The 24,031-nt window shown below is 67.1% G+C and carries 19 protein-coding genes; 7 read left to right on the top strand and 12 right to left on the bottom strand.

Features of this window, described 5'->3' with window-relative positions; translation table 11 throughout:
* Positions 1–37 precede the first annotated feature (37 nt).
* The 3 genes from JW613_RS05585 (at position 38) to JW613_RS05575 (ending at position 2,093) form a co-directional block, all read left to right on the top strand.
* A complete protein-coding gene (locus JW613_RS05585) occupies positions 38–1,114 on the top strand; it encodes a flavin-containing monooxygenase (protein ID WP_209209554.1) in 1,077 nt (358 codons plus the stop codon).
* A 107-nt stretch (positions 1,115–1,221) separates the two neighbouring features.
* On the top strand, positions 1,222–1,578 hold the full coding sequence (locus JW613_RS05580) for an ArsR/SmtB family transcription factor (protein ID WP_209209553.1): 357 nt from the start codon (positions 1,222–1,224) through the stop codon (positions 1,576–1,578).
* 2 nt (positions 1,579–1,580) lie between these two features.
* Positions 1,581–2,093 (top strand): GNAT family N-acetyltransferase, encoded by a 513-nt coding sequence (locus tag JW613_RS05575; RefSeq protein ID WP_209209552.1) that lies wholly within the window; start codon positions 1,581–1,583, stop codon positions 2,091–2,093.
* A 177-nt stretch (positions 2,094–2,270) separates the two neighbouring features.
* Here JW613_RS05575 and arsB read toward each other — a convergent pair whose 3' ends face one another.
* Together arsB and JW613_RS05565 are read right to left on the bottom strand one after the other, a co-directional pair.
* Entirely contained in the window at positions 2,271–3,371 is a 1,101-nt protein-coding gene (gene arsB / locus JW613_RS05570; protein ID WP_209209551.1) for an ACR3 family arsenite efflux transporter, read from the bottom strand.
* Positions 3,368–3,682, bottom strand: a complete 315-nt coding sequence (locus tag JW613_RS05565; RefSeq protein WP_209209550.1) for an ArsR/SmtB family transcription factor — start codon at positions 3,680–3,682, stop codon at positions 3,368–3,370. Before JW613_RS05565 ends, arsB begins: the two co-directional genes overlap by 4 nt.
* Positions 3,683–3,923: 241 nt before the next feature.
* Between JW613_RS05565 and JW613_RS05560 the strand changes: the two genes are divergently transcribed.
* Positions 3,924–4,352 (top strand): arsenate reductase ArsC, encoded by a 429-nt coding sequence (locus JW613_RS05560; protein ID WP_209209549.1) that lies wholly within the window; start codon positions 3,924–3,926, stop codon positions 4,350–4,352.
* 400 nt (positions 4,353–4,752) lie between these two features.
* Here JW613_RS05560 and JW613_RS05555 read toward each other — a convergent pair whose 3' ends face one another.
* The 9 genes from JW613_RS05555 to JW613_RS05520 all read right to left on the bottom strand — a co-directional run bounded on the left by JW613_RS05555 (position 4,753) and on the right by JW613_RS05520 (position 15,830).
* Positions 4,753–5,370, bottom strand: coding sequence for a restriction endonuclease (locus JW613_RS05555; RefSeq protein WP_372447902.1), 618 nt, complete (start codon positions 5,368–5,370; stop codon positions 4,753–4,755).
* Between the two features lie 492 nt (positions 5,371–5,862).
* On the bottom strand, positions 5,863–7,038 hold the full coding sequence (locus JW613_RS05550; RefSeq protein ID WP_245225033.1) for a hypothetical protein: 1,176 nt from the start codon (positions 7,036–7,038) through the stop codon (positions 5,863–5,865).
* A gap of 2 nt (positions 7,039–7,040) precedes the next feature.
* Positions 7,041–7,346 carry a helix-turn-helix domain-containing protein gene (locus tag JW613_RS35605; protein ID WP_245225032.1) on the bottom strand — a complete coding sequence of 102 codons (306 nt, stop codon included), beginning with the start codon at positions 7,344–7,346 and terminating at the stop codon, positions 7,041–7,043.
* Positions 7,343–8,080 carry a hypothetical protein gene (locus JW613_RS05545; RefSeq protein ID WP_209209547.1) on the bottom strand — a complete coding sequence of 246 codons (738 nt, stop codon included), beginning with the start codon at positions 8,078–8,080 and terminating at the stop codon, positions 7,343–7,345. Before JW613_RS05545 ends, JW613_RS35605 begins: the two co-directional genes overlap by 4 nt.
* Before the next feature lie 1,341 nt (positions 8,081–9,421).
* Positions 9,422–10,048: a Crp/Fnr family transcriptional regulator gene (locus tag JW613_RS05540; protein ID WP_209209546.1), complete on the bottom strand. Its 627-nt coding sequence runs from the start codon at positions 10,046–10,048 to the stop codon at positions 9,422–9,424.
* Positions 10,049–10,863: 815 nt separating this feature from the next.
* On the bottom strand, positions 10,864–11,781 hold the full coding sequence (locus tag JW613_RS05535; protein WP_209209545.1) for a hypothetical protein: 918 nt from the start codon (positions 11,779–11,781) through the stop codon (positions 10,864–10,866).
* Positions 11,778–14,057 carry a hypothetical protein gene (locus JW613_RS05530; RefSeq protein WP_209209544.1) on the bottom strand — a complete coding sequence of 760 codons (2,280 nt, stop codon included), beginning with the start codon at positions 14,055–14,057 and terminating at the stop codon, positions 11,778–11,780. The genes JW613_RS05535 and JW613_RS05530 overlap by 4 nt, the downstream gene beginning before the upstream one ends.
* On the bottom strand, positions 14,057–15,019 hold the full coding sequence (locus JW613_RS05525) for a hypothetical protein (RefSeq protein ID WP_209209543.1): 963 nt from the start codon (positions 15,017–15,019) through the stop codon (positions 14,057–14,059). The genes JW613_RS05530 and JW613_RS05525 overlap by 1 nt, the downstream gene beginning before the upstream one ends.
* Before the next feature lie 157 nt (positions 15,020–15,176).
* Entirely contained in the window at positions 15,177–15,830 is a 654-nt protein-coding gene (locus tag JW613_RS05520) for a Crp/Fnr family transcriptional regulator (RefSeq protein ID WP_209209542.1), read from the bottom strand.
* A gap of 906 nt (positions 15,831–16,736) precedes the next feature.
* Between JW613_RS05520 and JW613_RS05515 the strand changes: the two genes are divergently transcribed.
* Positions 16,737–18,971, top strand: coding sequence for an McrB family protein (locus JW613_RS05515; RefSeq protein ID WP_245225031.1), 2,235 nt, complete (start codon positions 16,737–16,739; stop codon positions 18,969–18,971).
* A 13-nt stretch (positions 18,972–18,984) separates the two neighbouring features.
* Complete coding sequence (locus tag JW613_RS05510; RefSeq protein ID WP_245225121.1) at positions 18,985–20,247, top strand: 5-methylcytosine restriction system specificity protein McrC; 1,263 nt, start codon at positions 18,985–18,987, stop codon at positions 20,245–20,247.
* An 851-nt stretch (positions 20,248–21,098) separates the two neighbouring features.
* Here the strand turns inward: JW613_RS05510 and JW613_RS05505 are convergent.
* Positions 21,099–21,515 carry a Fur family transcriptional regulator gene (locus JW613_RS05505; RefSeq protein WP_209209539.1) on the bottom strand — a complete coding sequence of 139 codons (417 nt, stop codon included), beginning with the start codon at positions 21,513–21,515 and terminating at the stop codon, positions 21,099–21,101.
* Between the two features lie 273 nt (positions 21,516–21,788).
* Between JW613_RS05505 and katG the strand changes: the two genes are divergently transcribed.
* Positions 21,789–24,017, top strand: a complete 2,229-nt coding sequence (gene katG / locus JW613_RS05500; protein ID WP_209209538.1) for a catalase/peroxidase HPI — start codon at positions 21,789–21,791, stop codon at positions 24,015–24,017.
* The last annotated feature ends 14 nt before the right edge of the window (positions 24,018–24,031 follow it).

The following is a 24,031-nucleotide window of genomic DNA, read 5'->3' as shown; positions in this document are numbered from 1 at the left end:
TCAACATAGATGCCTGCCGAATCCAGGAGCCTCGCACATGGAACACGTGGACGTCGCGGTCATCGGCGGAGGCCAGTCCGGACTGGCCGCAGCCCAGGCACTGCTCGCGGAGGGGATCAGACCTCTCGTACTGGAGGCCTCCGACCGGGCGGCCGGATCCTGGCCCCGGTACTACGACAGCCTCACGCTCTTCTCGCCGGCCCGCTTCAGCGCGATACCCGGCACGCCGTTCCCCGGGGAGGGGGACCACTACCCCCACCGGGACGAGGTGACCGACTACCTGACGAGAGTGGCCGCCGGGCTGGATGCCGAGATCCGGCTCGGCACCCGCGTGGAGAGCGTCACGGCGAGCGGCGACGGCGGCTTCCTGGTGCGCACCGGGCCGGGCACCGTACTCCGTGCGGCCGGCGTCGTCGCGGCCAGCGGCTCGTTCGGCAATCCGCACCGGCCCCGGCTTCCCGGCCAGGACAGCTTCGCCGGTGAACTGCTGCACGTTGCCGACTATCGCGCCCCCGAGCCGTACGCCGGAAAGCGCGTGGTCGTGGTCGGCGGCGGCAACTCCGCCGTCCAGGTCGGCCACGAACTCGCCCGGATCGCCCAGGTCACGCTCGCCACTCGCGCCCCGATCCGGTTCCTGCCGCAGATCAGGGACGGCAAGGACATCCACCACTGGACGACCACCAGCGGCTTCGACCAACTGCCGCCCGCCTGGCTTGCCCGAGCCGTTCCCGGCACGCTCGTCATGGACACCGGCGACTACCGCCGCGCCCTGGAGAAGGGCCTGCTAGAGCGGCGGGAGATGTTCGCGGCCCTGGACGGGGAACACGTCGTCTGGGCGGACGGGGAGCGCGAACGCGTCGATGTGGTCCTGCTGGCCACCGGATACCGGCCCGACCTGCCCTACCTGCACCCGCTCGGCGCCCTGGACGAGAGCGGCATGCCACTGCACAGCGACGGTCTCTCCCTGACCCACCCCGGCCTGGTGCACCTCGGTCTGGAATTCCAGCGCTCCTTCGCCTCCAACACACTGCGCGGCGTCGCCCGGGACGCGGAGCACGTGACTCCACCGCTCGTCGCCCACGTCCGCAAGGCCCCTGCGGCGGTCGGCCTGTAAGCAGGGCACGCCTGGGGCACGCGTCCAGGGGTACGGCATCAGTGGCTGTCGAGCAGCGGCGGTCCGTACCCCTGGCCTACTGTTTCGATTCATGTCAAAATAGGGGTATGTCGAAGACGAGTCCGCCGTCGGCCGAGGTGGTGCCGTGCTGCCCGCCGCTGACCGAGCGCCCCATGACCGCGGAGGAGGCCGAGACCGCCGCGCGGATGTTCAAGGCGCTCAGCGACCCGGTACGGCTGCGGCTGTTCTCCGCGGTCGCCTCCCACGCGGGGGGCGAGGCGTGCGTGTGCGACATCTCCGACGTCGGCGTCTCCCAGCCGACCGTCTCCCACCACTTGAAGAAGCTGAAGGAGGCCGGGCTGCTGCTCTCCGAGCGGCGCGGGACCTGGGTCTACTACAGCGTCGCCCCCTCCGTGCTCGCCGCGATGGGCCAGATCCTGACGACAGCCCCCGCAGCCGCCTGACGATGAGCCGCCCCGACCCTTCGAGCACGCGCGTCGTCCCACTGACCCGTGAGCACGCCGACGACGTACTGGCGATCTACCAGGCGGGCATCGACGAGGGCGACGCCACCTTCGAGACCACCGCCCCCACCTGGGACGCCTTCGACGCGGCCAAGCTGCCCGACCACCGCTTCGCCGCCCTCGACGCGAACGGAACGGTCCTCGGGTGGATCGCGGCCACCAAGGTCTCCGACCGCTGCGCCTACGCCGGTGTGGTCGAGCACTCCGTCTACGTCCACCCTGGCGCACGCGGCAGGGGCATCGCCTCCGCGCTGCTCAAGGCACTGGTCGACTCCACCGAGGCCGCCGGGATCTGGACCATCCAGTCGGGCATCTTCCCGGAGAACACCGCCAGCCTCGCCGTCCACCAGCGCGCCGGATTCCGCGTCATCGGCACCCGCGAGCGCATCGGCCGCCACCACGGCCACTGGCGCGACGTCGTCCTGGTCGAGCGCCGCAGCCCCGCGATCGTCTGACCCGCGCAGCACGGAACCGGGCCGGCTGTCGGCTGCGGTCGGCCATCGTCGCCCGCGCCCATGTCGTGGAGACGATGCTCGACCGGTTCTGCCCGTTGGCGAACGAGAGCCCCTTCCGAGCGCACCCGGCGGCGAGCCCTGCCTGGCCGCCGCCGACCACCACGTCGACCTGCTGCGTCACCGCGCGGCGAACTTCCTGCGCCAGGCCAGGGATACGTAGACCAGCGCCACCAGCACCGGGACCTCGATCAGCGGGCCGACGACGCCGGAGAGGGCCTGGCCCGAGGTGACACCGAAGGTGGCGATGGCCACCGCGATGGCCAGCTCGAAGTTGTTCCCGGCGGCGGTGAAGGCCAGGGTGGCGGTGCGGTCGTAGGCCAGGCCGATCGCCTTGCCGAGGGCGAAGGTGCCGAACCACATCAGCGCGAAGTACACCAGCAGCGGCAGCGCGATACGGGCCACGTCCAGGGGCTGCGAGGTGATCGTCTTCCCCTGGAGGGCGAAGAGCAGCACGATGGTGAACAGCAGGCCGTAGAGGGCCCACGGTCCGATCTTGGGCAGGAACTTCTGCTCGTAGGGTTCGCGGCCCATCTTCTTCTCGCCCAGGCGGCGGGTGAGGAACCCGGCCAGCAGCGGGACGCCGAGGAAGACGACGACGTTCAGCGCGATGTGCCATACGGACACGTCCAGGCCCTGCCCGTCGCCGAGGTTCAGCCACCGGGGCAGCAGGTCGAGGTAGAACCAGCCGAGCAGGCCGAAGGCGAGGACCTGGAAGACGGAGTTGAGGGCGACGAGTACGGCGGCGGCTTCCCGGTCGCCACAGGCCAGGTCGTTCCAGATGATCACCATGGCGATACAGCGGGCCAGGCCGACGATGATCAGACCGGTGCGGTACTCCGGCAGGTCGGGCAGGAAGAGCCAGGCGAGGGCGAACATCACGGCCGGACCGAGGACCCAGTTGATGACCAGGGACGAGATCATCAGCTTCTTGTCGCCGGTGACCGCGTCGAGCTTGTCGTAGCGGACCTTGGCCAGGACCGGATACATCATGACCAGCAGGCCGATGGCGATCGGCAGCGAGATGCCGCCGATCTCGACCTTGGACAGCGCGTCGTTCAGACCGGGAATCGCCCGGCCCAGGCCCAGCCCGACGGCCATGGCGGCCAGGATCCACACGGCCAGAAAGCGGTCGAGGGTGGAGAGCTTGCCGACGACACCCCCGACTGCGGCGGGGGCCTCGTCCGCAGGTGGGCTGGTGGTCTCTTCGGTGGTGCTCATGGGCAGGCCCTCTTGATGTCGGCAGCGGCGGTGGCACGGGCGGTCTCGGCCAGCTCGGTGAACTGCCCGGCCAATACGGCGATGACGTCGGACCGCAGGCGGTAGTAGGTGAAGCGGCCGCACGGCTCGGTCTCCACCACCCCGGCCTCGCGCAGCACCCGCAGATGGTTGGACAGGTTGGTCTGGCGCGCGCCGGTCTCCTCGACCAGATGCGTGGTGCACAAGGTCTCACGCGCCAGCAGATGCACGATCTTCATCCTGAGCGGGTCGGCCAGCACCCGGATCAGGTCAGCGTCGACTGACGTCAGCATGGACTGATACTGTCACATCATTCGAAGCTGACGCCAACCCGGCCCTGGCCGCCGCCCGGGGCGGCCGGCGCCCACCCGAGCGCCCGGACGCGCTCGCCCGGAGGCGCTCCCGGGCGGTCCCGGACGCCGCGATGACCCGGGCGCTGTTCGTGTGCAGCCACGACGCGGGCCGCTCCCAGCCGGCCGCAGCCCCGCCGAACCGCACCGCGAAGCTGCTGAACCGACCGCGAAGGATGAACTGATGCCCTCCACCCCAGCCGCGTCCGTGCTGTTCGTCTGCCTCCACAACGCCGGACGCTCCCAGATGGCAGCCGGATTCCTCACCCACCTCGCGGGCGACCGCGTCGAGGTCCGCTCAGCGGGCTCGATCCCTGGCGACCAGGTCAACCCGGCGGCCATCGAGGCGATGAGGGAGGTCGGCATCGACATCTCCGGCCGGCAGCCGAAGGTGCTCACCACGGAGGCCGTCCAGGCGTCCGACTACGTCATCACCATGGGCTGCGGCGACGCCTGCCCCGTCTTCCCCGGCAAGAAGTACCTCGACTGGGCACTGGAAGACCCGGCAGGCAAGGGCGTGGAAGCCGTACGCCCCATCCGCGACGAGATCAAGACCCGCGTCGAGGCACTCGTCGCCGAGATCGACGCGGCGGGCCCCGCGAGCACCAGGTGAAAGGGGAAAGGTGAAAGCCCCAGCAGCTCCACCGTCCCCGCCCGCAACTGCCCCCGGGACACCCTGGGACGGCCCGGACTCGGCTGCCGATACCCGGGACGTGCTGGAGTTGGGGCCGGTCACGGCCGCGACGCGCTGTTCTTCGCCGACGACGGCTTCATCGCACAGACCACCGATTCCAGCCCCATCGGCCTCGACCAGCTGCGCCAGGCCGCGCAGACCGCCGGCCTCGTCGAGCGCCTGACCACCACCGTGCACGACACACGGCACGGGACCCGCAGCACGGCACTGGGCGGACGGCGCGGACGGCGGCAGGCCGGAGCCCGGCAGCCGTTGACGATCCGTACGCGGCGGCCACCGGCCGACCTCCGGGGCCGCGACACCGCGCAACCCTTGGGCGTCATGCCCGGTAGGTCTTCTTCCACCGGGCGCGGTGCCGTCCATCGCCCTGCCCCGCGCCGTTGACGCCGATCAGCGACTCCAGTGAAGCACCGTTGTTCCACATGCCCAGATGGTCGCGGTGGACGGCGAGAATGCCGTGCTCCACGGCGAACGCCTCGGAGGGGCGGCTGAAACGCGTGGTCGTCACGAAGACGGCCACATCCGCGGCGAAGTGCACCTTGGCCCCCAGAAGGTCCCTCATCTCCCGGCTGGCGATCGAACTGCTCGGCGCGTAGCGCTTGCACTGGATCACCATGGAGCGGCCGTCCGGCAGACGCCCCACGACATCGGCACCGTTGTCGTGGGAGCCGCCCACCCGGCGCACTGCCGTACACCCGTCCCTGCGGCACAGGTCGGCGACCAACTCCTCGAAGTCCCTCCCCGTCATCACGTCCACCTCGGCGAGAGTGCGACGGCCCGCCTTCACGGCCTCCTCCGCCCGCCAGCGACGGTCACTGCCCCGTGCGGCGCGGTCCTTGCGCCACAGCCACCAGCCGGCAGCACCGACGCCACCCGCGAGCGCGGTTCCGGCGAGATACGGCCAGATCGTCGACCAGAAGGCCACCAGGAGAACCAACGACAGTCCTGCTGCGATCGCGGCTGCTTTCAGCCGCGCCGCACGCCGCTTCCGTCCAACCGATCGCCGACCCCGCCGTCGAGCAGCCATCCCGGTCCCCCTCGCCCCGCACCTCGCCCCTCGCCTCCGCAGCAGTCTGGGCAACACTCGGCAGGCTGGGAAGAGCGCCTGTTCGGTTACGGCCAGCAGGAGGGATGAACAGGCGTTTCTCTACGGATCAGTGGTTGCAGTTCTGGTTGCAATCAGCACCGCGCAGTGCCGTTCGAGTAGCTGCCAGCGGGCCACTCCGCCAGCGCCCAGGACGACCTCGCCGCCCCGAACCCCCGGGCGAACAGCTGGAGAACGTGTGGGGCGCCCCCTCACGAATTCGCATCTTGTACCCTTCGCCCTTCGCTCAGCTCTCACCGGGCAGGACGTAGGGCCTCACCGGCGAGACGGTGGGGCCCTACGAAGTTCTCCTTTTACCAGGCGGCCAGGGGGCGCGTCCGTCTTTCACTCAGATGCACAGGAGAGGTCCGGAGTGGGCTCGGAAACGAGTGCGCGAGCAGTACTTGCCCACTCGTCGATGCAGGTCATCGCGGAAGTCACCCGCTTTATAGCGGAGCCGATGCGTTTGATCGGGACCCGCAGGTTCCGGCTGAGGCCACCCAGTTCCTCAGCCGCCCCGCCGAAGACGGTAAGGCCCTCCAGCCCTCCCTGAGCGGACTGGGCCAGGTCCACGAGTTGTTCGAGAAACTCGGCTGCCCCCTCATCCCGTTCGTCGGGCGGTGTGGCTTCGATAAGGCCCAGCGCGGCCCGGACCCCACTGTCGAGGGTGACCATGCGTCGGGAGAACGCCTGAGCTGACCGGTCCATGTTCTCCGCAGGAGCGCTGAGGCCCTTCCCATACTGGTGCACCAGAGAGAGACGAGCGCTCATGGGGGCGTTGGACTGGTTCAGCTTCTCAAACTCTGGAGCGAACTGCTCCGTCATCGCAGCGATCGCCTCAATCGCTGCGGTGATCGCATCCATGTCCCCGGCCATCGCTTCCAGACCAACCTCGATGGCGGCGAAGTCGTCGAGCAGGCCCGGGGCGTCATCGGCCTGGTCTGTTTCCCCCGACCCCGACGACCTAACGACGTCTGTGGTCTGCACGCCGCGCAGAACTCTGGCCGGAGTCAGGAGGTCGAAACCCTCCTGGAGTCCGTCCGCCAAAGTCCCCTCAATTTCCGCCCGGGCATCTGCGAATCCGCTGAGCGAACGATTGTACCGGATCGTCCTGATCGGCGCGATATCGAACGGAAGTTGACCGTACTCCCCGATATGGATCGTCGGCTTACCGGTGATATGCCGGAGCCCCAACTCGTACATCACGTTGGGGTTGCCACCACTCACGTCCGCGATGACGAGGTCAGCCTGGAGGACGTACCGGCAGATCTGCTCGTTGATGTCTCCCGCGCGACTGATACGGTCCGCCCTGAGCGCCTCGATTTCGAACCGGGCACAAGCAGGGACGATCACCTTCTCGAAAATGCGCAGATGGTCCTCCCAGGCACGGTGCTCATCGGAGTTGTGTGGCGCGTGAGCATCCCCGATGGGGCCGATTACGAAGCAGGTTCGGACATTAGCCCCTTGTGAGACCGCGTCACCGGGCTGGCGCTGGGTCTCGATGGTGCCAGAAGCGGTCATGTTTAGACCTCCGTTCCATGATGGGATGGTGCATGAGGAACGCTGACGTGCTCCGCGCCGGCTTCGAGATCGACGGCGTACACGGGCCTCTCCTCGATACCGAGGGCTCGCAGCATGAACGCCGTCGGGACCCTGTAACGTCCACCCACTCGCAGCACAAAGCAGGGAAAAGAGCCGAGACCGACAAGCCGGTAGGCCGTCCCCAAGCTGATGCCGAAGGCACGCGCCGCAGTCCGCAGGTCGACGCAGAGCGGGAGGTCGAAGACCTCCGCGAAACCCAGCGGAGGCAGACCGGATCGGCCGCTCATCGCCCGGCTCCCGCCGGGCGCAGCGCAAGGGTTCCGATCCGGACACCGGCCCTGGGGCGCCGCGCACGGAGGACGATATCCGTCAACCCGATGCTCTGGGCCAAGGCTCCGAGCCGTGCCCCTTCGCGGCAGGTCGCTGACTCGGTGAACCGCAGCGTCGCAGCCAGGCCAGCGACATCGCCAGGAGGCGTGACATGCAGTTCCCAGCTCTCCCGGGGCATGTCGTCGAGCGCGTCGGCCACTGCGCCATGGCGGGCAACCGCCAAGCTCGTGATGTCCACGACCGGCACCTCACGCCTTGTACGGGCCGCGTAACCCCACATCCGTCCCGCCGCTCCCCTGACCACCTGAGAACCCACACCCGGGCGGCTTAGATCGACAGTCTCGATCTCGTCAAGCAGGGCGAGCACCGCTTCGGCTTCGACATCCTCACGGTCGATCCGGAACCGGTCCGTGATGCGGCGGACTGTCCGGTACAAGCCGGGAATTGCAAGCCAGATGAGAAACAGCTGCCAGTAGTCCGTCATTTGATCGGTTGGGTCGGCTCCTTGATAAGAGGTGTCGGCCTGACCGTTCCGGGCTTCAGCGACCGCGTGACGCCATACGGCTTCCCCTACCCGTTCCTCAGGACGAGCCCCATAGACAGCGTGCCGGGCTTCACGAAGCGTAAGGCGCAGAGTCTCGTCACCAAGCCGCACGACGAGGAGTGGGGCCGTACCGTCAGGCAGGGCCATGAGTTGCCTCCCTACCTGGGAGAAAATGCCTTCGTATACGTGTGCAGTCATGGATCTACTACCTCCTCAGGCTTTGCTGGCAGGTTCTTCTCCGCCATGGAGATCGCTTCGGCCACCCGCTCGCATGCACTGACCAGGCGCTTCAGCGAAACGCACACGAAATCGCACGAACCGCCTGCGAGTGGTCTAGCCAGGTCGGGTCTGCACATGGCGAGGTGGGGCCCGTTGCACGGCCGGTTGATGAGCGGCCCGTTGAGAACGCCAAGAAAGTTCAGCCCCTGCCCCAGGTGCTGGCAGAACGATCCGCTCAGGTGAGAGGAGGGGCTTGGCCACTCCGCAGTGCTCATCGGCGCCTCGGCGGTGGGCTCTGGCAATCAGCGCCGGTCGTGACACTGAGTCCGCCGGTGAGGTTCCCCACGATCGCGGCACCCTCTCGGACTCGCTGACTGACGTGCGCGCGAGAGGCACCTAACGGCTCGGCGTGTCCCGTCTCCCCCGAACTCCCGGCTCCCTTGTGTTCGGGCCCTCCGGAGCCTTCCTCCCCACTTCCTGTGGAGGCGAGCAGATTGCCGGACGGCGAGGGGATGTACAGCCAGGCCGGCTGCGCGAAATCCTTGCCACTCACGGTGGCCATGACCTTGACGCACCTGTGTGGATGGAGCCCTGCGTACCCGGAAAGGATGACGTCCTCATAGACCCGCTGGGAGATGATCGCGGCTACAGAAGTTGACCTTTCGCAGGACTCAGCTAGATACTGCCGGACCGGTCGCGAGTCGAGTAAGCGGTGGGCTTCGTTCCGTGCAGCACCGTTGCCCGCTTCACACCCCCTACCGTTCGGAAGCGGGCCCAGATGAAGAACGACACGGAGACGGACGCGAGGGCGGGCGCCTGATGAGTTGTGCCGCCCGACAACGTCGTTGAACACATCCAGAAAGGGCCACACCGCATAGGGGAGCAGGGCAGGCGGAAAGCCAAAGACCACACCGTCCCCAGTATGCGCCGGGAACGCCTTCCGGTCTTTTACCTCACACAGGTTGGCCTCGGTCAGTGCGGTGTCGATCAGAGCTGGAATCAGTCGGCTAACCTGAGTTTGCTGAACGGACGGGAGGCTGGTGAAGCGTTCTGCGTCGACTGCCAGCAATGCGTGGTAGTCGGGCAGGGGGCAGCTTCCCACCCCCTGCGCGCGCGATGGTGCAAACATATTTCTCCTGACACTCGGCGACAATCGGAGGCCGCGAATGCGGTTGTCTCCGAGCATGGGCAAGCGCCAGGACGGATTTTGTGCAACAGCTGCACACTTGACTTGTGACCTGGGCCACATCTTATGCACAGCGAGTGAACCTAGAAGCTGGCCAGCCCGCGCAGGGCTACAGGGTCCCTGATCTCGATGAGCCGGTGACTCCAGCAGCGCCCCTCCAGCAGTCCCTCGTCGCGCAGTTCACGCACCACACCGCAACAGGTCCGGAGCGAGACCCCGAACATTTCGGCCAGATCCTGTTGAGACCACCCGCGGACCCTCAGTGTTTCCCCGTTCTCCGACATCGCGAGGAGAAACCGAGCCATTCGAACTTTGAGCGGGAGCGCGCGTGCACCGCCGAGCCGTAGGTCTGACTCGTGTTGCCGTTCGTGTGATCTCTGAAGCAGATCCAGCAGCAGTTCCTTCTGCATGAGCAACTGCTTGAAACGGGAAGCGGACAAGCGAACGGCCGTGACCGTACTGGCGGCAACGACATTGGCGTTCCGCGGCCTCCCGCTGAGGACGGCCATATCGCCGACAAGGTCCCCGGGGACGCGGAGCGCCAGCGGAATCTTATCCCCTCCTTCTGTCAACCTGACGACACTCACCACGCCGGATGTCAGCCGCAGGATTGATTCCCCAGCTTCTCCTTGCCATAGCAGGAACTCGCCTTTCAGGAACCGTAACGGTGTCCCTTGGCGGAATACTTCACCCCACAACGCAGATTGCATGCCAAGACCTCCATACGGAATCGACCGAGTCGTCTTTCCGACGTTTGTAGCTCGGCAGCCCTCTCGGTTCCATATCGGAGCGACGCTCTTCGGAAGCCGCCTGGATCACAGACGGGCGCGGAGGACTCCGCCATGCCTACTTGCGTGCCCCCCGATCGAGGACAGCTTCGTTGTCCGGACCGCGCCGTCTGCGGGACGTCTGGCTTCGCGCCCCGGGAGAACTGCTCCGCACGACCCGCGAGAACCCATGAGTAGAAATCGAGCAAGCGAGCGGAGCGCCCAAATCCACTCAAAATAGGCTTCGAAACAGAGATCAAAGCCTGCACCTCGCGAGGTATGTTTGACGATCTCGCAGGCATCGCGGCCTTGAACTTATGCAATGTGACCGTCCGCCTGGGCCTACTCGCCCGGTTATGCTGCCACTGCCCACGGTCGGACGTATCGCAGCTGATCGTTCCATCTGCAGAGTCAAGGGCAGGAACTTCCCGTAGTTCCGGCGCAAGGTGGTGGTCACTATTAGTACCGTGAGCGTTGTTCCCAATGTGCGACCAAGGCGACCGTGACAAACCGCCGAGGAGCTCCTTGACGAGATCCACACAGCCAGACCTTCACCGGTTTGGCCTCACCGCTTCGGTGGTGGAGCCCTATTGACCCCATGGGCCGGCTTCCCTCAGCCGGGCGGTCCGAGACCGGAAGGCAGCCACCAGAGAGCGCCATCGACCTGCCCGGCGACATGCCGCAGCGGAGGGCCGATCACGTACCCGGCCGCATCCAACCCGCACAATCCGACTCGCGGCAAGTGGGGCGACGCCCGTTCAGCGCGGCCATTGCACGGCGTCCTGATCGTAGGGGACCCTACGGCCCAGTGCGAGGAGTCGGTCGCGTAGCAGTTCCGAAAGTTCCTGGCGTTCCTCAACCGACAGGCAGCTCAGCAGGCCGACTACCTGGTCCTCCCAGCCCACTTCCTCGCGTATCAGGTTTCTGTTGCTGACCGACCAGTCGAGTACGGCGCGCACTTGGTCGGGCTGACGGAGGAGCCACAGGGCAGCAAGCGAGACGGGGCCGTTGCGGACTGCTTGGAGGCAGAAGTCGTACTCCTCACGCCGCGTTGCGGTCCACGTGTACGGGAAGCTGCCCGCGTCGGGCCCGGAAAGCAGCAGTTCATCGTCTGCTTCACGGGACGAGGTGCCGGTGACCTCGTAGCTGATTCCGCAGTGGTCCATCCTGCGCACAGCACCCAGGTGATGTGTCAACTCGTCGGCCTTCACAGCCTGGGAGTCCACCGCATATGTCTTCTCCAGATCGCGGAGCCGGAGGTCGAGGTCTCTGCGGACGGCATTCCAGCCGTGCGTGGTCTGTGTGCCGACCACCTGCGCAGGGTCATGAACCCACCAGGAGACGCGGAGTGAGACGGGCTCGGGTGGACCATACTGGTGGGGAATGCGGAGGGCGCGGTCGTTCCTGTGGTAGGCGATGTCCACGTGGAAGGCGGCTTGGTAGGCGTGACGCAGCCGGGAAGACCCAGGACCCGCTTCCACGGCGTCGGTCGGGATACCGGTATTCGGGCCCCGTTCCTGGCGTGGCGCCCCTGCCCACAGCACTTGATACGTCCCCTCGACGTCCTCGAGTACGAGCGCCCTGTCGTGCTGAGCAGACCACCGATAGCGGAGGATTTCGCGCCACGGAGCGCGCGGTGACTGTGTGAAGAGGAGGGGCATGGTGTCATCGGTCATCGCGTGGGGCTCCTCTGGTCGCTCGTAGACCTGCCGGTGCCGCTGCTCGTGTGCGTTGGTTGGCCGTTACGCCAGGCGGTCAGGGCCTGGCGTGCGATGTCCTTGCCCGCTGTGCTGTCGTTCTCGTCCCTGTCGATGCTGACGAAGAGTCGCAGTACGCCGTGTTGCATCCCGTACGACAGCGCGAACAGCAGGGCCTCCAGTGCGTCGCGGCTCTGCTCGTCCCAATCGGCCACCTGCCGCCAGGAGAGGATCGCCCGACGGGTGCGGTCGAAGTGCTCCTCCTCGTTGAGCGCCTGGTGAACCAGCCCGACAATGTGCTCGGCCGCATCCGTCCCGGCGTGCAACTGGCCGGCGCACCAGGGGATGTCCTGGAGCAGATACGTGAACGACGTCAGCGCCACCTCGCTTCGCCTGCCGTCCTCATCCGCCCACTCGGACAGCCGCCGAATTACTGCCGACTGCTGACCCGAGGTGAACAGGGCACGTAGCGCTGATGAGACTGCGCTTGTCACCGGGTGGCCTTCAGTGTCGTCCTGTCCATACATCAAGCGTCCGAGCAGTGTCAGGGCGTGGTCCGGCCTGGACACCCCGTACGCGGTGGCGCAGGTGTACGCCACCGTCGCGCGCAGCTTCCATCCTTTCGTCAGACTCCAGCGCGTCAGTCGGTAACGGATCTCACCGGCCAGCACCGGGTCCTGTGCCGCAATGGCCATCGCGGCTGCGGCCACTTGCCGTGTCCCGCGTTCCGGCGACCGCGCGAGGGCGCTGATGTGCGACAGTGCCCGCCTGCCGCCGCCCCAGCGGGCCGCCATCCCCATCACCTCACCAATGGGGCGGATAAGTTCGTTCTCGGGTCGCGCCTTTTCCAGCCAGTCGGTCATCAGCCCGGAAACCTGGCCATACTCCCGCCACACGTGTCGTAAGACCGCCTGGGAACGGCCGTGACGAATGAAACGAACGGGCTCAACGGAGTAGCCGTACCCCGACGCCGAGCGGACTTCGCGCGGCATCTGGCGAGCGCCGATGCCACGCAGCAGATCATCCATGGAGTCCCCGAAGACGAACCGTGGGTTGCTCCGAGACTCCTCTTCCTCGCGCGTCCCGGGAAGCTTGGCGTCGAGGCGCTGATCCGCCAGTTCCAGCAGCCGGTCGGCCTCCTCTTGAACGATGCGGTAGTCGAGCCCTTCAAAGACGCAGGACGCGAGGAGGAAGGCGAGAGCAGGTGGCTGATCCCTGAGCCGGTCGATCAGCTCTGGAACCTCCTGCTCCGCCAGGAAGCTCATACGTTCGAGGATCGTGACGAAGTCCGACTCTTCCAGCACGACTTCGTCGACAAGCTCAGCGACATGGGCGGGGGACAGATCCTGGCCAAGGAGTTCGCCGACCTGCTCTCGTCCCAGCGCGGTGAGGATACGGTCCCGCTGTTCTGCGTCCGGAACCCTGGCCTCGAACCGAGCCGCGAATACCTCGCGCGTCGACGGCGGTACGCAGGTGACGACGTGTCGGGGCAGTTCGCGCCTGAGCTCCCGTACGAGCCCCGGTGCGTCCGGAAGAACGATCACCATGCGGGCCTTCGCCTTCCGGAGGCGGCCGATGAGCTGGTTGACCAGCCAGCCCTTGAGGAGCTGCTGGGGCTGGGAGAGCCCATCGACCAGGTAGCCGCGTACCTCGTCGCCGTCAGGGCGCCATTCTGCGAAATCCACTGTGGCGTCGACGCCGCGCAGGATCATGCTGTCGCTGTGCCGGTGCAAGAGGTTGAGAGCCGCCGTACGACGCCCGGTCCCGGCCGTGCCCGTGAGAAGGAGCAGGCGCGAGTCGAGAGCCCGGAGGGCGTCGGAGAACCAGGACGGCTCCGCGAATCCGTCGCCCGCCGTCAGGATTTCCTCCGCGAAGAGGGGGCCATCGTGCGAGGGGCTGCGCCACCCGGCAGCAGGACCGTCTCCTTGGTTGTTCACATGCTGGCCACCTTCGACAGAGCCTAGGTTGAACAGCCCGCCCGGAGCGTACATGAAGGCCCGAGGCGGCTTTTTTCCGCTGCCATGCATACTCCGCATGTATGCGGCGAACTCCTCGTCGAGGTCACCATCCGCATCGGTGTCCGGATCCTCGGCCGTACGGCCGTACACGTCTCGCCCCGCCTGCTCGTCCTCGGCATCCTGAAGGTGATCGGCGTTCTGGGAGCCCTGCGACTCTTCCGCGCTATGCCGCCTCGGTGCCGCCGCCTCCAGTTCGGCGTTCGCACCGCCGTCCGGGGCCTCCTGTGACGCGCTCATCAACGATCCTCCCGGGAACGTCCGGTGCCGGCGTTCTTGTCGCCATGGACGGTGTCACCCTGGTTTCCGTGCACGGTCCCGGCCTTGTTTCCACCGACCTGGTCGCCACCGAAGAACCGGCCGCCACCCTCCACGTTGGTCACGGTCTGCCCGCCCTCGACCGTGCCGCTGTTGACGATGCCCCGGTCTGCCCTGAAGCGTTGGTGCGTGGCCCGATCTGCGGACCCGGACCACTCGTCGCGGTTGTCTTCGGGATCCTGGGAGGCCTGGGCCACCCCCTCGCCAAGAATCCGGGAGTCGTACAGGGTCCCCGAGGGGGCGGGCACGTACAACCACGCGCGTTGCTCGAACCGCTTTCCCTCCACGGTCGCGGGGACTTCGATGAAGTGGTCGGGGTGCCGCCCTGTGTAGCCGCTGGCCACGGCGTCCTGGTAGCAGCGGTCGGAGAGGATGGCGGCCACCTGCGTGATGTTCTCGCTCTGTGCCGAGAGAACGGCCTTGACCGGCACCGAGTCCAGCAGCCGGTGCGTGTCGTTGCGCGCTGTCCCGTTGCCGTCGAATTCGGCGCCGGAGTCGGGGAGCGGGCCGATGTGCAGGCTGGCCCTGAGGCGGATTCGGACGGTTCCCATCGAGTTGACGTTGAACTCTGAAAGCAGCTCCTGGAGCGCCTTCAGCCACGGGTGGATGATGTACGGCATGGAGGCAGGCTCGAACCCGAAGACGTAGCCGTCCCCCGTCGAATCGGGGAACCTCCTGTCATCCCAGACCTCGGACAGGTCCGCACGAGCGAAGGAACTCTTGAGGAGCTGGGGGATGACGCGACTGATCTCACCGTGCTGGATCGCCGGGTAGCCGGTGAAGTCCTTCGCATCGACCGCGAGGATTCCCCGATACGGCGGGAGGCTGCGGCTGTGCGTGTAGGGGCGTACGGCCGCAGAGGGCTCGTGTGTGGGCTCGGGCATGGACGGACCTCGTTCTCCCTGCTGGTTTCTCGCCCGGACTGGTGTACGTACGACCTCGGTGGCCGAACGTGCTGGGGGCCTTCTGATCCGAGGTTCCAGGGAACCGGCGTCTCGGTCCGCACACTCAGTGCAGTGAGAGCGTGGCGTAAGTCACGTGTCAGGGTTTCCGGGAAGCGTCCGCTAGCGCCACTCGCCGGAGAGCGGGTAGGTCGTCGATGACAATGCGCTTCCTGCTGACCTGGACATACTCCGACAGGCCAGTGAGTACCGACGACACTGTGTTACGGGAGACCCGAAGGTGTTGAGCCAAGTCGTCGCGCGTCAGAGCCAGCTCCAGTGAACAAGCCCCACATGGCACCGTCTCGCCCGCGATATCGGCCAGTCTCACCAGAGTCGCAGCCAGCCTTCCCACCAAGTCGCCTCCGGCGCGCGCTTGATCGGACTCACGCAGGCGACTGAGCGCGTATTTCACGAGGAGTGGAAATAGCTTGGATTCCGTCGCAAATCGCAGGAAAGCAGGCTTATCCACCACCCCGACGTCACACTGCGACATCGCCTCGACGCTGGCAGAGCGCACTCCATCGTCCAGAACCGCGACTTCTCCCAATAGTTCACCGGGCCCGCGAAACGCCAGCAGGGTCAGATTCCCGTCAGGCTCGTGACGCATGACCTTGGCGACTCCGCTGAGCATCGCGAGGACGTGAGTCCCGGGTTCGCCCTGGCGCAGGAGCAGGGCGCCGGCCCGGTGGCGTCGGCGGGTGGACCGGGTCAGCAGATCCGCCCATGCCTCATCCCCGATGAAGTCGCGCATTGTGTGGCCTGCTGGGTCTGACGCCCTTGGGGAAGGGTCAGCCATGGACCGACAGTAGGGGAAGAAGGTGGGCCTGTCTGGAGGACAAGACCTGCCATATGGCACTTTCCTCCACTTCTGTACTGACACAGGTAGTTCCCAACGCCGCCCCGTGAGAAGCGATCCGCCTGAAGGATCAAACGCCAAGAGATCACCTCAAAGGTGCCGCCAGATCGCAGGTGTTGACGTCTCCGCCTACCGATGGCGTGGCGACGGGTCGGAGTCGCTGATCAGGTGCTCCTGCTGGCGAACTGCGTCAGCCGTTCTGGAGGACGGGTCTGGCCCGACGATGAGTGTCGTCAACACCTGGGGACGCCCACGTACCGCGGCACCTCGACCTTCGTCATCGGACGATCGCCGACGGAGGGTGTCTGTCGGGGTTGCCCATCGACCGGCCTGGAGCGTGGGAAATCGTAGAGCAGGCGGAGGGCGACGCGTTCAGCAGTCGACGGGCTGAACTCCCGGTTGGCTTCGCCCCCTGCAGCGAAGTGGACCGCAACTCCAGCTCTCCTCTCTACTGCGGGGCAGAAACACCTCTGCTCGCCCCCTTCCAGAGCCTCGGACAAACAGTTGGGAAGCGGCCTGCCCATGTCCGTCGCGAACAGACAGCCGGCCACCGCTCGTGACCGTCGCCGTACGGGCTCAGCGGCCCGGTGAGCGGCAAGCCACGACGTCCTCAGCCCGATCCCAGCCAGGCATAGGGCGGGAGTACTCGCGGTACCTGGTGTGGGCGAACCCGCCGCCCGGTGGGACTTGGTCGGACTGGCGCTCCCAGAGTGCACCCGAAGCCGCTCCCCGTATCCGTCACGTGTACGGAAACGAGCCGACACGGAACCGGCGGGGGACGCGATGCGTAAGAATGTCCGTATGACTGAGGGTGGGGAATTCCACGATGGCCTCACGAAGCGGACCGCACGCTTCGACCGTGAGGAAGCTGGGGCGTTGGCCGACAAGGCCGAGGAGGAACGGCACCAGGTATTGGAGGACTTCCCGCTGGAAAGGTGGGACGAACTGCCGCTCACTCGATATGCACTGGGACCTGACGTTAGTGCCCTTCCGGGGCGCTCCTTCTGCCGCCTGATGGAGTACGGAACGGACACCTTCGGCAGCATCCGGGGCGGCAGCGCGGCGAAGCACATCATTTTCCAGCACCGAGAGGGTAGCTGGAGGATCGTACCGGCATCCCTGCGCGACATGGAACCGCACGAGGCATGGCTCCAAGTTCGCGGCGACTTCGTGACGGCCTTTGCCGCGGCGTCCAAGGGCGCGTACGACCACATTGACGAACTGGAATCGCTGTCTTACGGACAAGCGCTGACCACCAAGGCGCTGGCGGTCTACTTCCCCGACGAGTTCCTCCCGATCTTCTCCTCCTCTCACCTCCGCTACTTCACCTCCCTGCTGGGCGGCAGGCCACACCAGTACTCCTCGGGTGTGCGTGCCTGGCGGGCCAACCGGGAGCTCCTCGGCCTCGTACGAAGGACGCCCGCGTTCGAGGGGTGGCGTCCGCACGAGGTGATGCAGTATCTGTACGCATTCCATGATCCGCGGCCGAGTGACCGGGTGGTCTGGAAGATCGCACCCGGGGAACGTGCTGCCCTGTGGGACGACTGCCTCGAGAACCGTCGCATCCGTGTCGGGTGGGACGAGGTGGGCAGCCTCGTCGAGTTCGAGAGCGACCGGGAGCTGAAGGACGCTCTGGACAAGTATTTTCCCTACAGCACCGGCGGGAACCTACGGCTCGCCCGGCAACTGCTTGCCTTCCGCGACCTGGAACCCGGCGACCTCCTCGTCGCCAACCGGGGCAAGTCGGAAGTACTGGCGGTCGGCACCGTCATGGGCGGGTACTCCTTCGACTCCGAACTGGAGAGTCACCGGCACACCGTAGGCGTGGAGTGGGACACCTCCTTCGCCCAGCTCTTCGGCTCGCCGCGGCACGCCTGGCAGCAAACTCTCGTCAAGGTCCCCGCCACCCTTATGCGGGAGATCAGACTCGGCCGCCGAACCCTCGCACCGCCCCCCTTTGCGCCCGGACCTTCGGCGAAGGCCAAGACCGCATTCCTCCCCAGCTACTCCGACGCCACGGTTTCCGACGCCGACCTTCCCGAAGCTGTGCGTACAGTACGGGAACTCCTCAATCACAAGGGCCAAGTCGTGCTCCAAGGCCCGCCCGGCACCGGGAAGACGAGACTGGCACTCAGCGTCGCGCTCACCATGGCCGGGCGAGGCGACCTGGTCGAGGCAGCCCCAGAGCCCCGCGCGGCAGCGCTCGCCGAGCTGTCCTCGGTGCCCGAGGGAGCCAAGGCCGCCCGTCTGACCACGGTGACCTTCCACCCGTCCTACGGATACGAGGACTTCGTCGAAGGCTTCAAGCCCGACACCGCGGCCAGTGGGGCCGGGCTCCATCTGAAGCTGACGGACGGGCTGTTCTTGCGGGTATGTGAGGAGGCCAGACAGGCACCCGATACGACCTTCTTGATCATCGTGGACGAGATCAACCGCGGTGATCTGCCTCGCATCCTAGGGGAGATGATCACTCTTCTTGAGCTCGACAAGCGCGGCTCCGTCTCCGTCACTCTGCCCACAAGCGGGCGGCAGCGGACCGTCCCACCGAACGTCCGCCTCATCGGCACCATGAACTCCGCGGATCGCAGCGTGGGTCATATGGACGCCGCGATCCGGCGTCGGTTCGCTTTCGTCGACGTGCCGCCGGACCTGGATGCCCTGGACGGTGAAGTCGAAGGACTGGGCCTGGCAGAGTTTCTGGAGGGCCTGAATACCAGGCTCGAGGCGAGGTTCGGGCCGGACCATCTGATCGGGCAGGCCTTCCTCCTTTCCGGCGACCGCCCGCTCGTCACGGCAGAACAGCTGTCGCATGCTTTCCACCACGAGATCGTGCCGTCCGTCACCGCCTTCTGCCTGGGTCGTCCAGAGCTGCTGCAGAGTGTGCTCGGCACGTTGGTGGACGACGGGACCGGCAGGGTGATTCAGACCAACCCACAGGACCTGCCCAGCATCCTGGCCAAAGAATTCGTCTCCGCTGAGGCCGCAGGGAAGGAGGCCGCAGGCGACAGCACAGCGTACGCCTGGGGCGGGGAGTAGCCAGGTGACATCCATGCACGATCGGCCTGAAGTGGTGCTGACCGGCTTCACCTCCAAAACCGTCCCGCACTCCAGGCTGTCCGAAGAAGACCTGAAGAAGCTTCGGGAGCTCAAAGCGGTCTCCATCTCCGGGAACCGCCACGGCTATGCCCTCAAAGCGGGCGATACCTCCGGAGTGATCCAACTTTCCCGTGTGCGCCTGGTGCTGCAGCCCAAGCTCCCCGTCGAGGGAAGGCGACTCATCCACTGGCTCTGCTATGCCAACCGCCAACCCGAGCCGAACGAAACCCTGCGGAACTGGCCCATCGGCCGAGACGGGTACGCGGGATTGGTGCCGGCCGCGCTGCTGAACGAATGCCGCCAGTTGCTGGAGCAGGGGCTGCGCAGGGACTACGTACTCCGCCGGAGCGTTGACACCACGCTGCGGGGCCGGCTCGACGTGGAGGCGCAGGCGACTCGCTGCTACGGCGCGGTCAACCGGCTTCATCTGCAGACATTTGAATACGAGGACGGCAGCTGGGAGAACCTGGTGTGTGGAGCCGCCCTCACGGTCGCCTCACAGCGATCCACCGACCCTCGCCAGACTCAGATGCTGCTCGAAACCGCCGCACGATTCCCCACGCTCCGCCAGCCGATGGAGGCGCTGTCCCTGCTGGCAAGGGCGCAGTACACACAGCTCAACCTGCACTACCGCCCGGCGCACGCCTGGGCCCGGATGGTGCTCGGAGGTGGTGGAGTCACCGACTTGCTGAACCCCTACGGCAACGGCGCAAAGAGTCTCCTGCTCAGACTCGACAGACTCTGGGAGAACGTCGTCCAACGGATGGCAGTCGACGCGGCGACCGAGCTGGGCGGCAGGGCCGCGCGCATGGAAGAAGGCAAAATCGTCACCTCCGGAGGGATCGGGGACCGTAAGCCGCCCTTCCGTCCCGATGTGCTGATGGCTTTTCCGCCGTTGGCCGAGGGCACGGGCCAGTCACGCTTCCTCGCCGTGGACGCGAAGTACAAGGGATACGCGGAGAAGAACGTCGACTCCACCGACCGGCACCAGCTCCTCACCTACATCGTGGGATACACCGACCCGGACCATCCGGTAGCTCTGGTGGTGTACCCGTCGCCCCAAGGCGCCGTCCATCGCAACCTGCGCATCGAGGGCCCTCGTGGGCTGATGGGGATCATCAAAGTGCTGGGACTCGACACCCGCCTGGCACCGAAAGACGCCGCCGAACCATTGCGCAGGTCCATGGCTGCCTTCGCCTCCGCCAACTCGCTGTAGCTCATCGCCCCCTCAGCAGCGGTGGCCTGGTCCTCTCCGCCGCAGGTCATTTGTCTCGAATAAGGGCCCCCGGCCCCACCTGGGGACGGATGTAGCACCCGGAAGGCTGGCGTCCTCATCACCCTGCGTGAATCCGTCGCCGAAACGGGGTGGCGGAAGCGGCTCATCGGCAGGGCCTGGGCACCGCGTTCGGTCTACTTGCGGTTGAGCAGGCCCAGGGTCGAGCCCGAGACGAGGAGCAGTGTGCTGCCGTCTGTGGCCGGAGCTGCCCGGTGTCCGGCCGTCAGTGCTCGTGTTCCGGTGGTGGCACGCGGACGGGTCGGCGGCGCACGTGCAGGACATCCGAGAGCCAGGCGGTCACCGGGTCGCCCTGGTCGATGCCGAGGAAGGCGGCCTCGAACCATCTGCGGGCCGACGGGCGCCTGTGGTGTCCACGCGGAGGCCCGGCGGCTCGACGTCCGGCGCGTGAAGGGTGAGCCGTCCGTCGGGACTGATGACGGGCGGACCAACATCAGTCGGGGTCCTGGCGCTCGGTCCGGAACCCCACCGCCGCGCTGCGGCTGCCGGCGTTTCGCGCCGGGCAGAACCTGCGCGCCAAGCGGCTCATCCTCGTCGTCGGGCCGATCACCCGTGTGACACGCCTTGGTGCCCCATCGGCGACATCCCGCCGCCGTGTCGCCCGCGGTGCGGGGCGGCCAGCACGGCGCCCGACCGCTCCCGGCCGCCGGCAGCCGTCTCCGGTCGGTCACGGACGTCGGCCGGCCTCCCGGCCTGAGGTCACAGCCAAGGGTCACAGCTGCGGGGACGGGCGAATGGGGACCGGGGCCCGGAGGCCGGGCGCCGGGGCGGGGTCAGGTGGTGGTGCAGTCGGGGCACAGTCCCCGGTAGGTCACCTCGACGCCGGAGACGGTGAAACCGAACCGTTCGGAGTCGGGCAGGTCGGCCAGCGGATCACCGGTGGGGTGCACGTCGCGGATGGTGCCGCAGCGCGAGCACAGCAGATGGTGGTGGGGCCGGTGAGCATTCGGGTCGTAGCGCTTGGCCCGGTCGTCGGTGGCCACCTCCAGCACTTCGCCGAGCGAGACGAGCTCACCGAGAGCGTTGTAGACGGTGGCGCGGGAGATCTCCGGCAGCCGGGCGGTGGCGCGGGTGTACACCTCGTCCGCGGTGAGGTGGACGTGCTCGCCGTCGAGCACCTCGGCGACGACCCGGCGCTGGGCGGTCATCCGCCAGCCACGTCCGCGCAGCCGTTCCAGCAGGTCACTCATGACCACCAGCCTAACCATCGTCTGCCGAGGGAAATCCTTACGGGTCTGGCTTCCGTATTGACTTGGAATTGGTCCATCGTAGGATCGGCTCCAGCGACAGCCAAGGGGCAGGACACAGCAGGAAAACACGTGACGGTTCAGCAGTTGGCCCGCTCACAACCGCATCCGCGACCCGGTCGAGAAGGCGGCGGTCTTCACGGGAGCCTGTGCCCCGGCTGTTCCACCACCGGCATTTCCCGAGCACCGTGATCCGCCCAGTCCGGAAGGATTCCCATGACTGAGAACCACGACGCGATCGTCACAGACGAGAAGCCGGAGGAGACGGGCGGCTGCCCCGTCGCGCACGGTCGCGCCCTGCACCCCACCCAGGGTGGTGGAAACCGCCAGTGGTGGCCCGAGCGGCTCAACTTGAAGATCCTCGCCAAGAACCCCGCCGTGGCCAACCCCCTCGGTGAGGACTTCGACTACGCCGAGGCCTTCAAGTCCCTCGACCTCCAGGCCGTGAAGCGGGACATCGCGGAGGTGCTGACCACCTCGCAGGACTGGTGGCCCGCCGACTTCGGCCACTACGGCCCGCTCATGATCCGGATGGCGTGGCACAGCGCGGGCACCTACCGGATCAGCGACGGCCGCGGTGGCGCCGGTGCCGGGCAGCAGCGGTTCGCCCCCCTCAACAGCTGGCCGGACAACGGCAACCTGGACAAGGCCCGCCGGCTGCTGTGGCCGGTGAAGAAGAAGTACGGGCAGAGCCTCTCCTGGGCCGACCTGCTGATCCTCACGGGCAACGTCGCCCTGGAGTCGATGGGGCTGAAGACCTTCGGCTTCGGTGGTGGCCGCGAGGACGTCTGGGAGCCGGAGGAGGACGTCTACTGGGGTCCCGAGACCACCTGGCTCGACGACCAGCGCTACACCGGCGACCGCGAGCTGGAAAACCCCCTCGGCGCCGTCCAGATGGGCCTCATCTACGTCAACCCGGAGGGCCCGAACGGGAACCCGGACCCGCTCGCCGCGGCCCGCGACATCCGCGAGACGTTCCGCCGGATGGCGATGAACGACGAGGAGACGGTCGCCCTGATAGCCGGCGGCCACACCTTCGGCAAGACCCATGGCGCCGGCCCGGCCGACCATGTGGGCAACGACCCCGAGGCGGCCTCGATGGAGGAGCAGGGCCTCGGCTGGAAGAACAGCTTCGGCACCGGCAAGGGCCCGCACGCCATCACCTCCGGTCTGGAGGTCACCTGGACCGCCACGCCGACCCGGTGGAGCGACGGGTTCTTCAAGAACCTCTTCGAGTACGAGTACGAACTCACCCAGAGCCCGGCCGGCGCCCACCAGTGGGTGGCCAAGGACGCCCCGGAGATCGTCCCGGACGCGCACGACCCGTCGAAGAAGCACCGCCCGCAGATGCTCACCACGGACCTGGCGCTGCGCTTCGACCCGGTCTACGAGCCGATCTCCCGCCGCTTCTACGAGAACCCCGAGGAGTTCGCGGACGCGTTCGCCCGGGCCTGGTACAAGCTCACCCACCGCGACATGGGCCCCAAGTCGCTGTACCTGGGCCCGGAGGTACCCGAAGAGACCCTGCTGTGGCAGGACCCGCTGCCCGAGGCCGAGGGCGAGACCGTCGACGCCTCGGACATCGCCGCCCTCAAGGCCAAGCTCCTCGACTCGGGGCTGTCCGTCTCGCAGCTGGTCACCACCGCATGGGCGTCGGCCTCGACCTACCGCGGCAGCGACAAGCGCGGCGGCGCCAACGGTGCCCGCATCCGCCTGGAGCCGCAGCGGGGCTGGGAGGTCAACAACCCCGACGAGCTGGCGACGGTGCTGCGCACCCTGGAGGGCGTCCAGCAGGAGTTCAACTCCGGGGCCGGTGCCAAGAAGGTCTCCCTTGCCGACCTGATCGTGCTCGGCGGCTGCGCGGCGGTGGAGAAGGCGGCCAAGGACGCCGGCGTCGACATCGAGGTGCCGTTCACCCCGGGCCGGGTCGACGCGACGGAGGAGCACACCGACGCGGAGTCGTTCGCCGCGCTGGAGCCGAACGCCGACGGGTTCCGCAACTACCTCGGCAAGGAGGCCCGCCTGCCGGGCGAGTACCTGCTGCTGGACAAGGCGAACCTGCTCACGCTGAGCGCGCCCGAGACGACGGTTCTCGTCGGTGGCCTGCGCGTGCTGGGTGCCAACCACGACGGGTCGAAGCTCGGTGTCTTCACCGACACCCCGGGCAGGCTGACCAACGACTTCTTCGTCAACCTGCTCGACATGGGTACGGCGTGGAAGGCGACCTCCGAGGACCAGAACACGTTCGAGGGCCGGGACGCCGCCACCGGTGAGGTCAAGTGGACGGGCAGCCGTGCCGACCTCGTCTTCGGCTCCAACTCCGAGCTGCGTGCGCTCGCGGAGGTCTACGCCTGCGACGACGCCAAGGAGAAGTTCGTGACCGACTTCGTCGCGGCGTGGGACAAGGTGATGAACCTCGACCGGTTCGACCTCGTCCAGTCGTGAGCAGGTGATCGCGT

The organism is Streptomyces smyrnaeus, from assembly GCF_017676345.1.
In the GTDB taxonomy this organism is placed as follows: domain Bacteria; phylum Actinomycetota; class Actinomycetes; order Streptomycetales; family Streptomycetaceae; genus Streptomyces; species Streptomyces smyrnaeus.
This window is presented reverse-complemented; position numbering and strand designations above follow the sequence as displayed.

Excerpts from the sequence above, each read along its gene's own strand:
- JW613_RS05515 (WP_245225031.1), top strand. The coding sequence starts at position 16,737 with ATGACTGAGGGTGGGGAATTCCACGATGGCCTCACGAAGCGGACCGCA.
- JW613_RS05550 (WP_245225033.1), bottom strand. The coding sequence starts at position 7,038 with ATGACCGCTTCTGGCACCATCGAGACCCAGCGCCAGCCCGGTGACGCG.
- JW613_RS05505 (WP_209209539.1), bottom strand. The coding sequence starts at position 21,515 with ATGAGTGACCTGCTGGAACGGCTGCGCGGACGTGGCTGGCGGATGACC.
- JW613_RS05525 (WP_209209543.1), bottom strand. The coding sequence starts at position 15,019 with ATGCCCGAGCCCACACACGAGCCCTCTGCGGCCGTACGCCCCTACACG.
- JW613_RS05585 (WP_209209554.1), top strand. The coding sequence starts at position 38 with ATGGAACACGTGGACGTCGCGGTCATCGGCGGAGGCCAGTCCGGACTG.
- JW613_RS05535 (WP_209209545.1), bottom strand. The coding sequence starts at position 11,781 with ATGACCGATGACACCATGCCCCTCCTCTTCACACAGTCACCGCGCGCT.
- JW613_RS05575 (WP_209209552.1), top strand. The coding sequence starts at position 1,581 with ATGAGCCGCCCCGACCCTTCGAGCACGCGCGTCGTCCCACTGACCCGT.
- JW613_RS05565 (WP_209209550.1), bottom strand. The coding sequence starts at position 3,682 with ATGCTGACGTCAGTCGACGCTGACCTGATCCGGGTGCTGGCCGACCCG.
- JW613_RS05520 (WP_209209542.1), bottom strand. The coding sequence starts at position 15,830 with ATGCGCGACTTCATCGGGGATGAGGCATGGGCGGATCTGCTGACCCGG.
- JW613_RS05560 (WP_209209549.1), top strand. The coding sequence starts at position 3,924 with ATGCCCTCCACCCCAGCCGCGTCCGTGCTGTTCGTCTGCCTCCACAAC.
- katG (WP_209209538.1), top strand. The coding sequence starts at position 21,789 with ATGACTGAGAACCACGACGCGATCGTCACAGACGAGAAGCCGGAGGAG.
- JW613_RS05540 (WP_209209546.1), bottom strand. The coding sequence starts at position 10,048 with ATGCAATCTGCGTTGTGGGGTGAAGTATTCCGCCAAGGGACACCGTTA.
- JW613_RS05510 (WP_245225121.1), top strand. The coding sequence starts at position 18,985 with ATGCACGATCGGCCTGAAGTGGTGCTGACCGGCTTCACCTCCAAAACC.
- JW613_RS35605 (WP_245225032.1), bottom strand. The coding sequence starts at position 7,346 with ATGAGCGGCCGATCCGGTCTGCCTCCGCTGGGTTTCGCGGAGGTCTTC.
- JW613_RS05580 (WP_209209553.1), top strand. The coding sequence starts at position 1,222 with ATGTCGAAGACGAGTCCGCCGTCGGCCGAGGTGGTGCCGTGCTGCCCG.
- arsB (WP_209209551.1), bottom strand. The coding sequence starts at position 3,371 with ATGAGCACCACCGAAGAGACCACCAGCCCACCTGCGGACGAGGCCCCC.
- JW613_RS05530 (WP_209209544.1), bottom strand. The coding sequence starts at position 14,057 with ATGAGCGCGTCACAGGAGGCCCCGGACGGCGGTGCGAACGCCGAACTG.
- JW613_RS05545 (WP_209209547.1), bottom strand. The coding sequence starts at position 8,080 with ATGGCCCTGCCTGACGGTACGGCCCCACTCCTCGTCGTGCGGCTTGGT.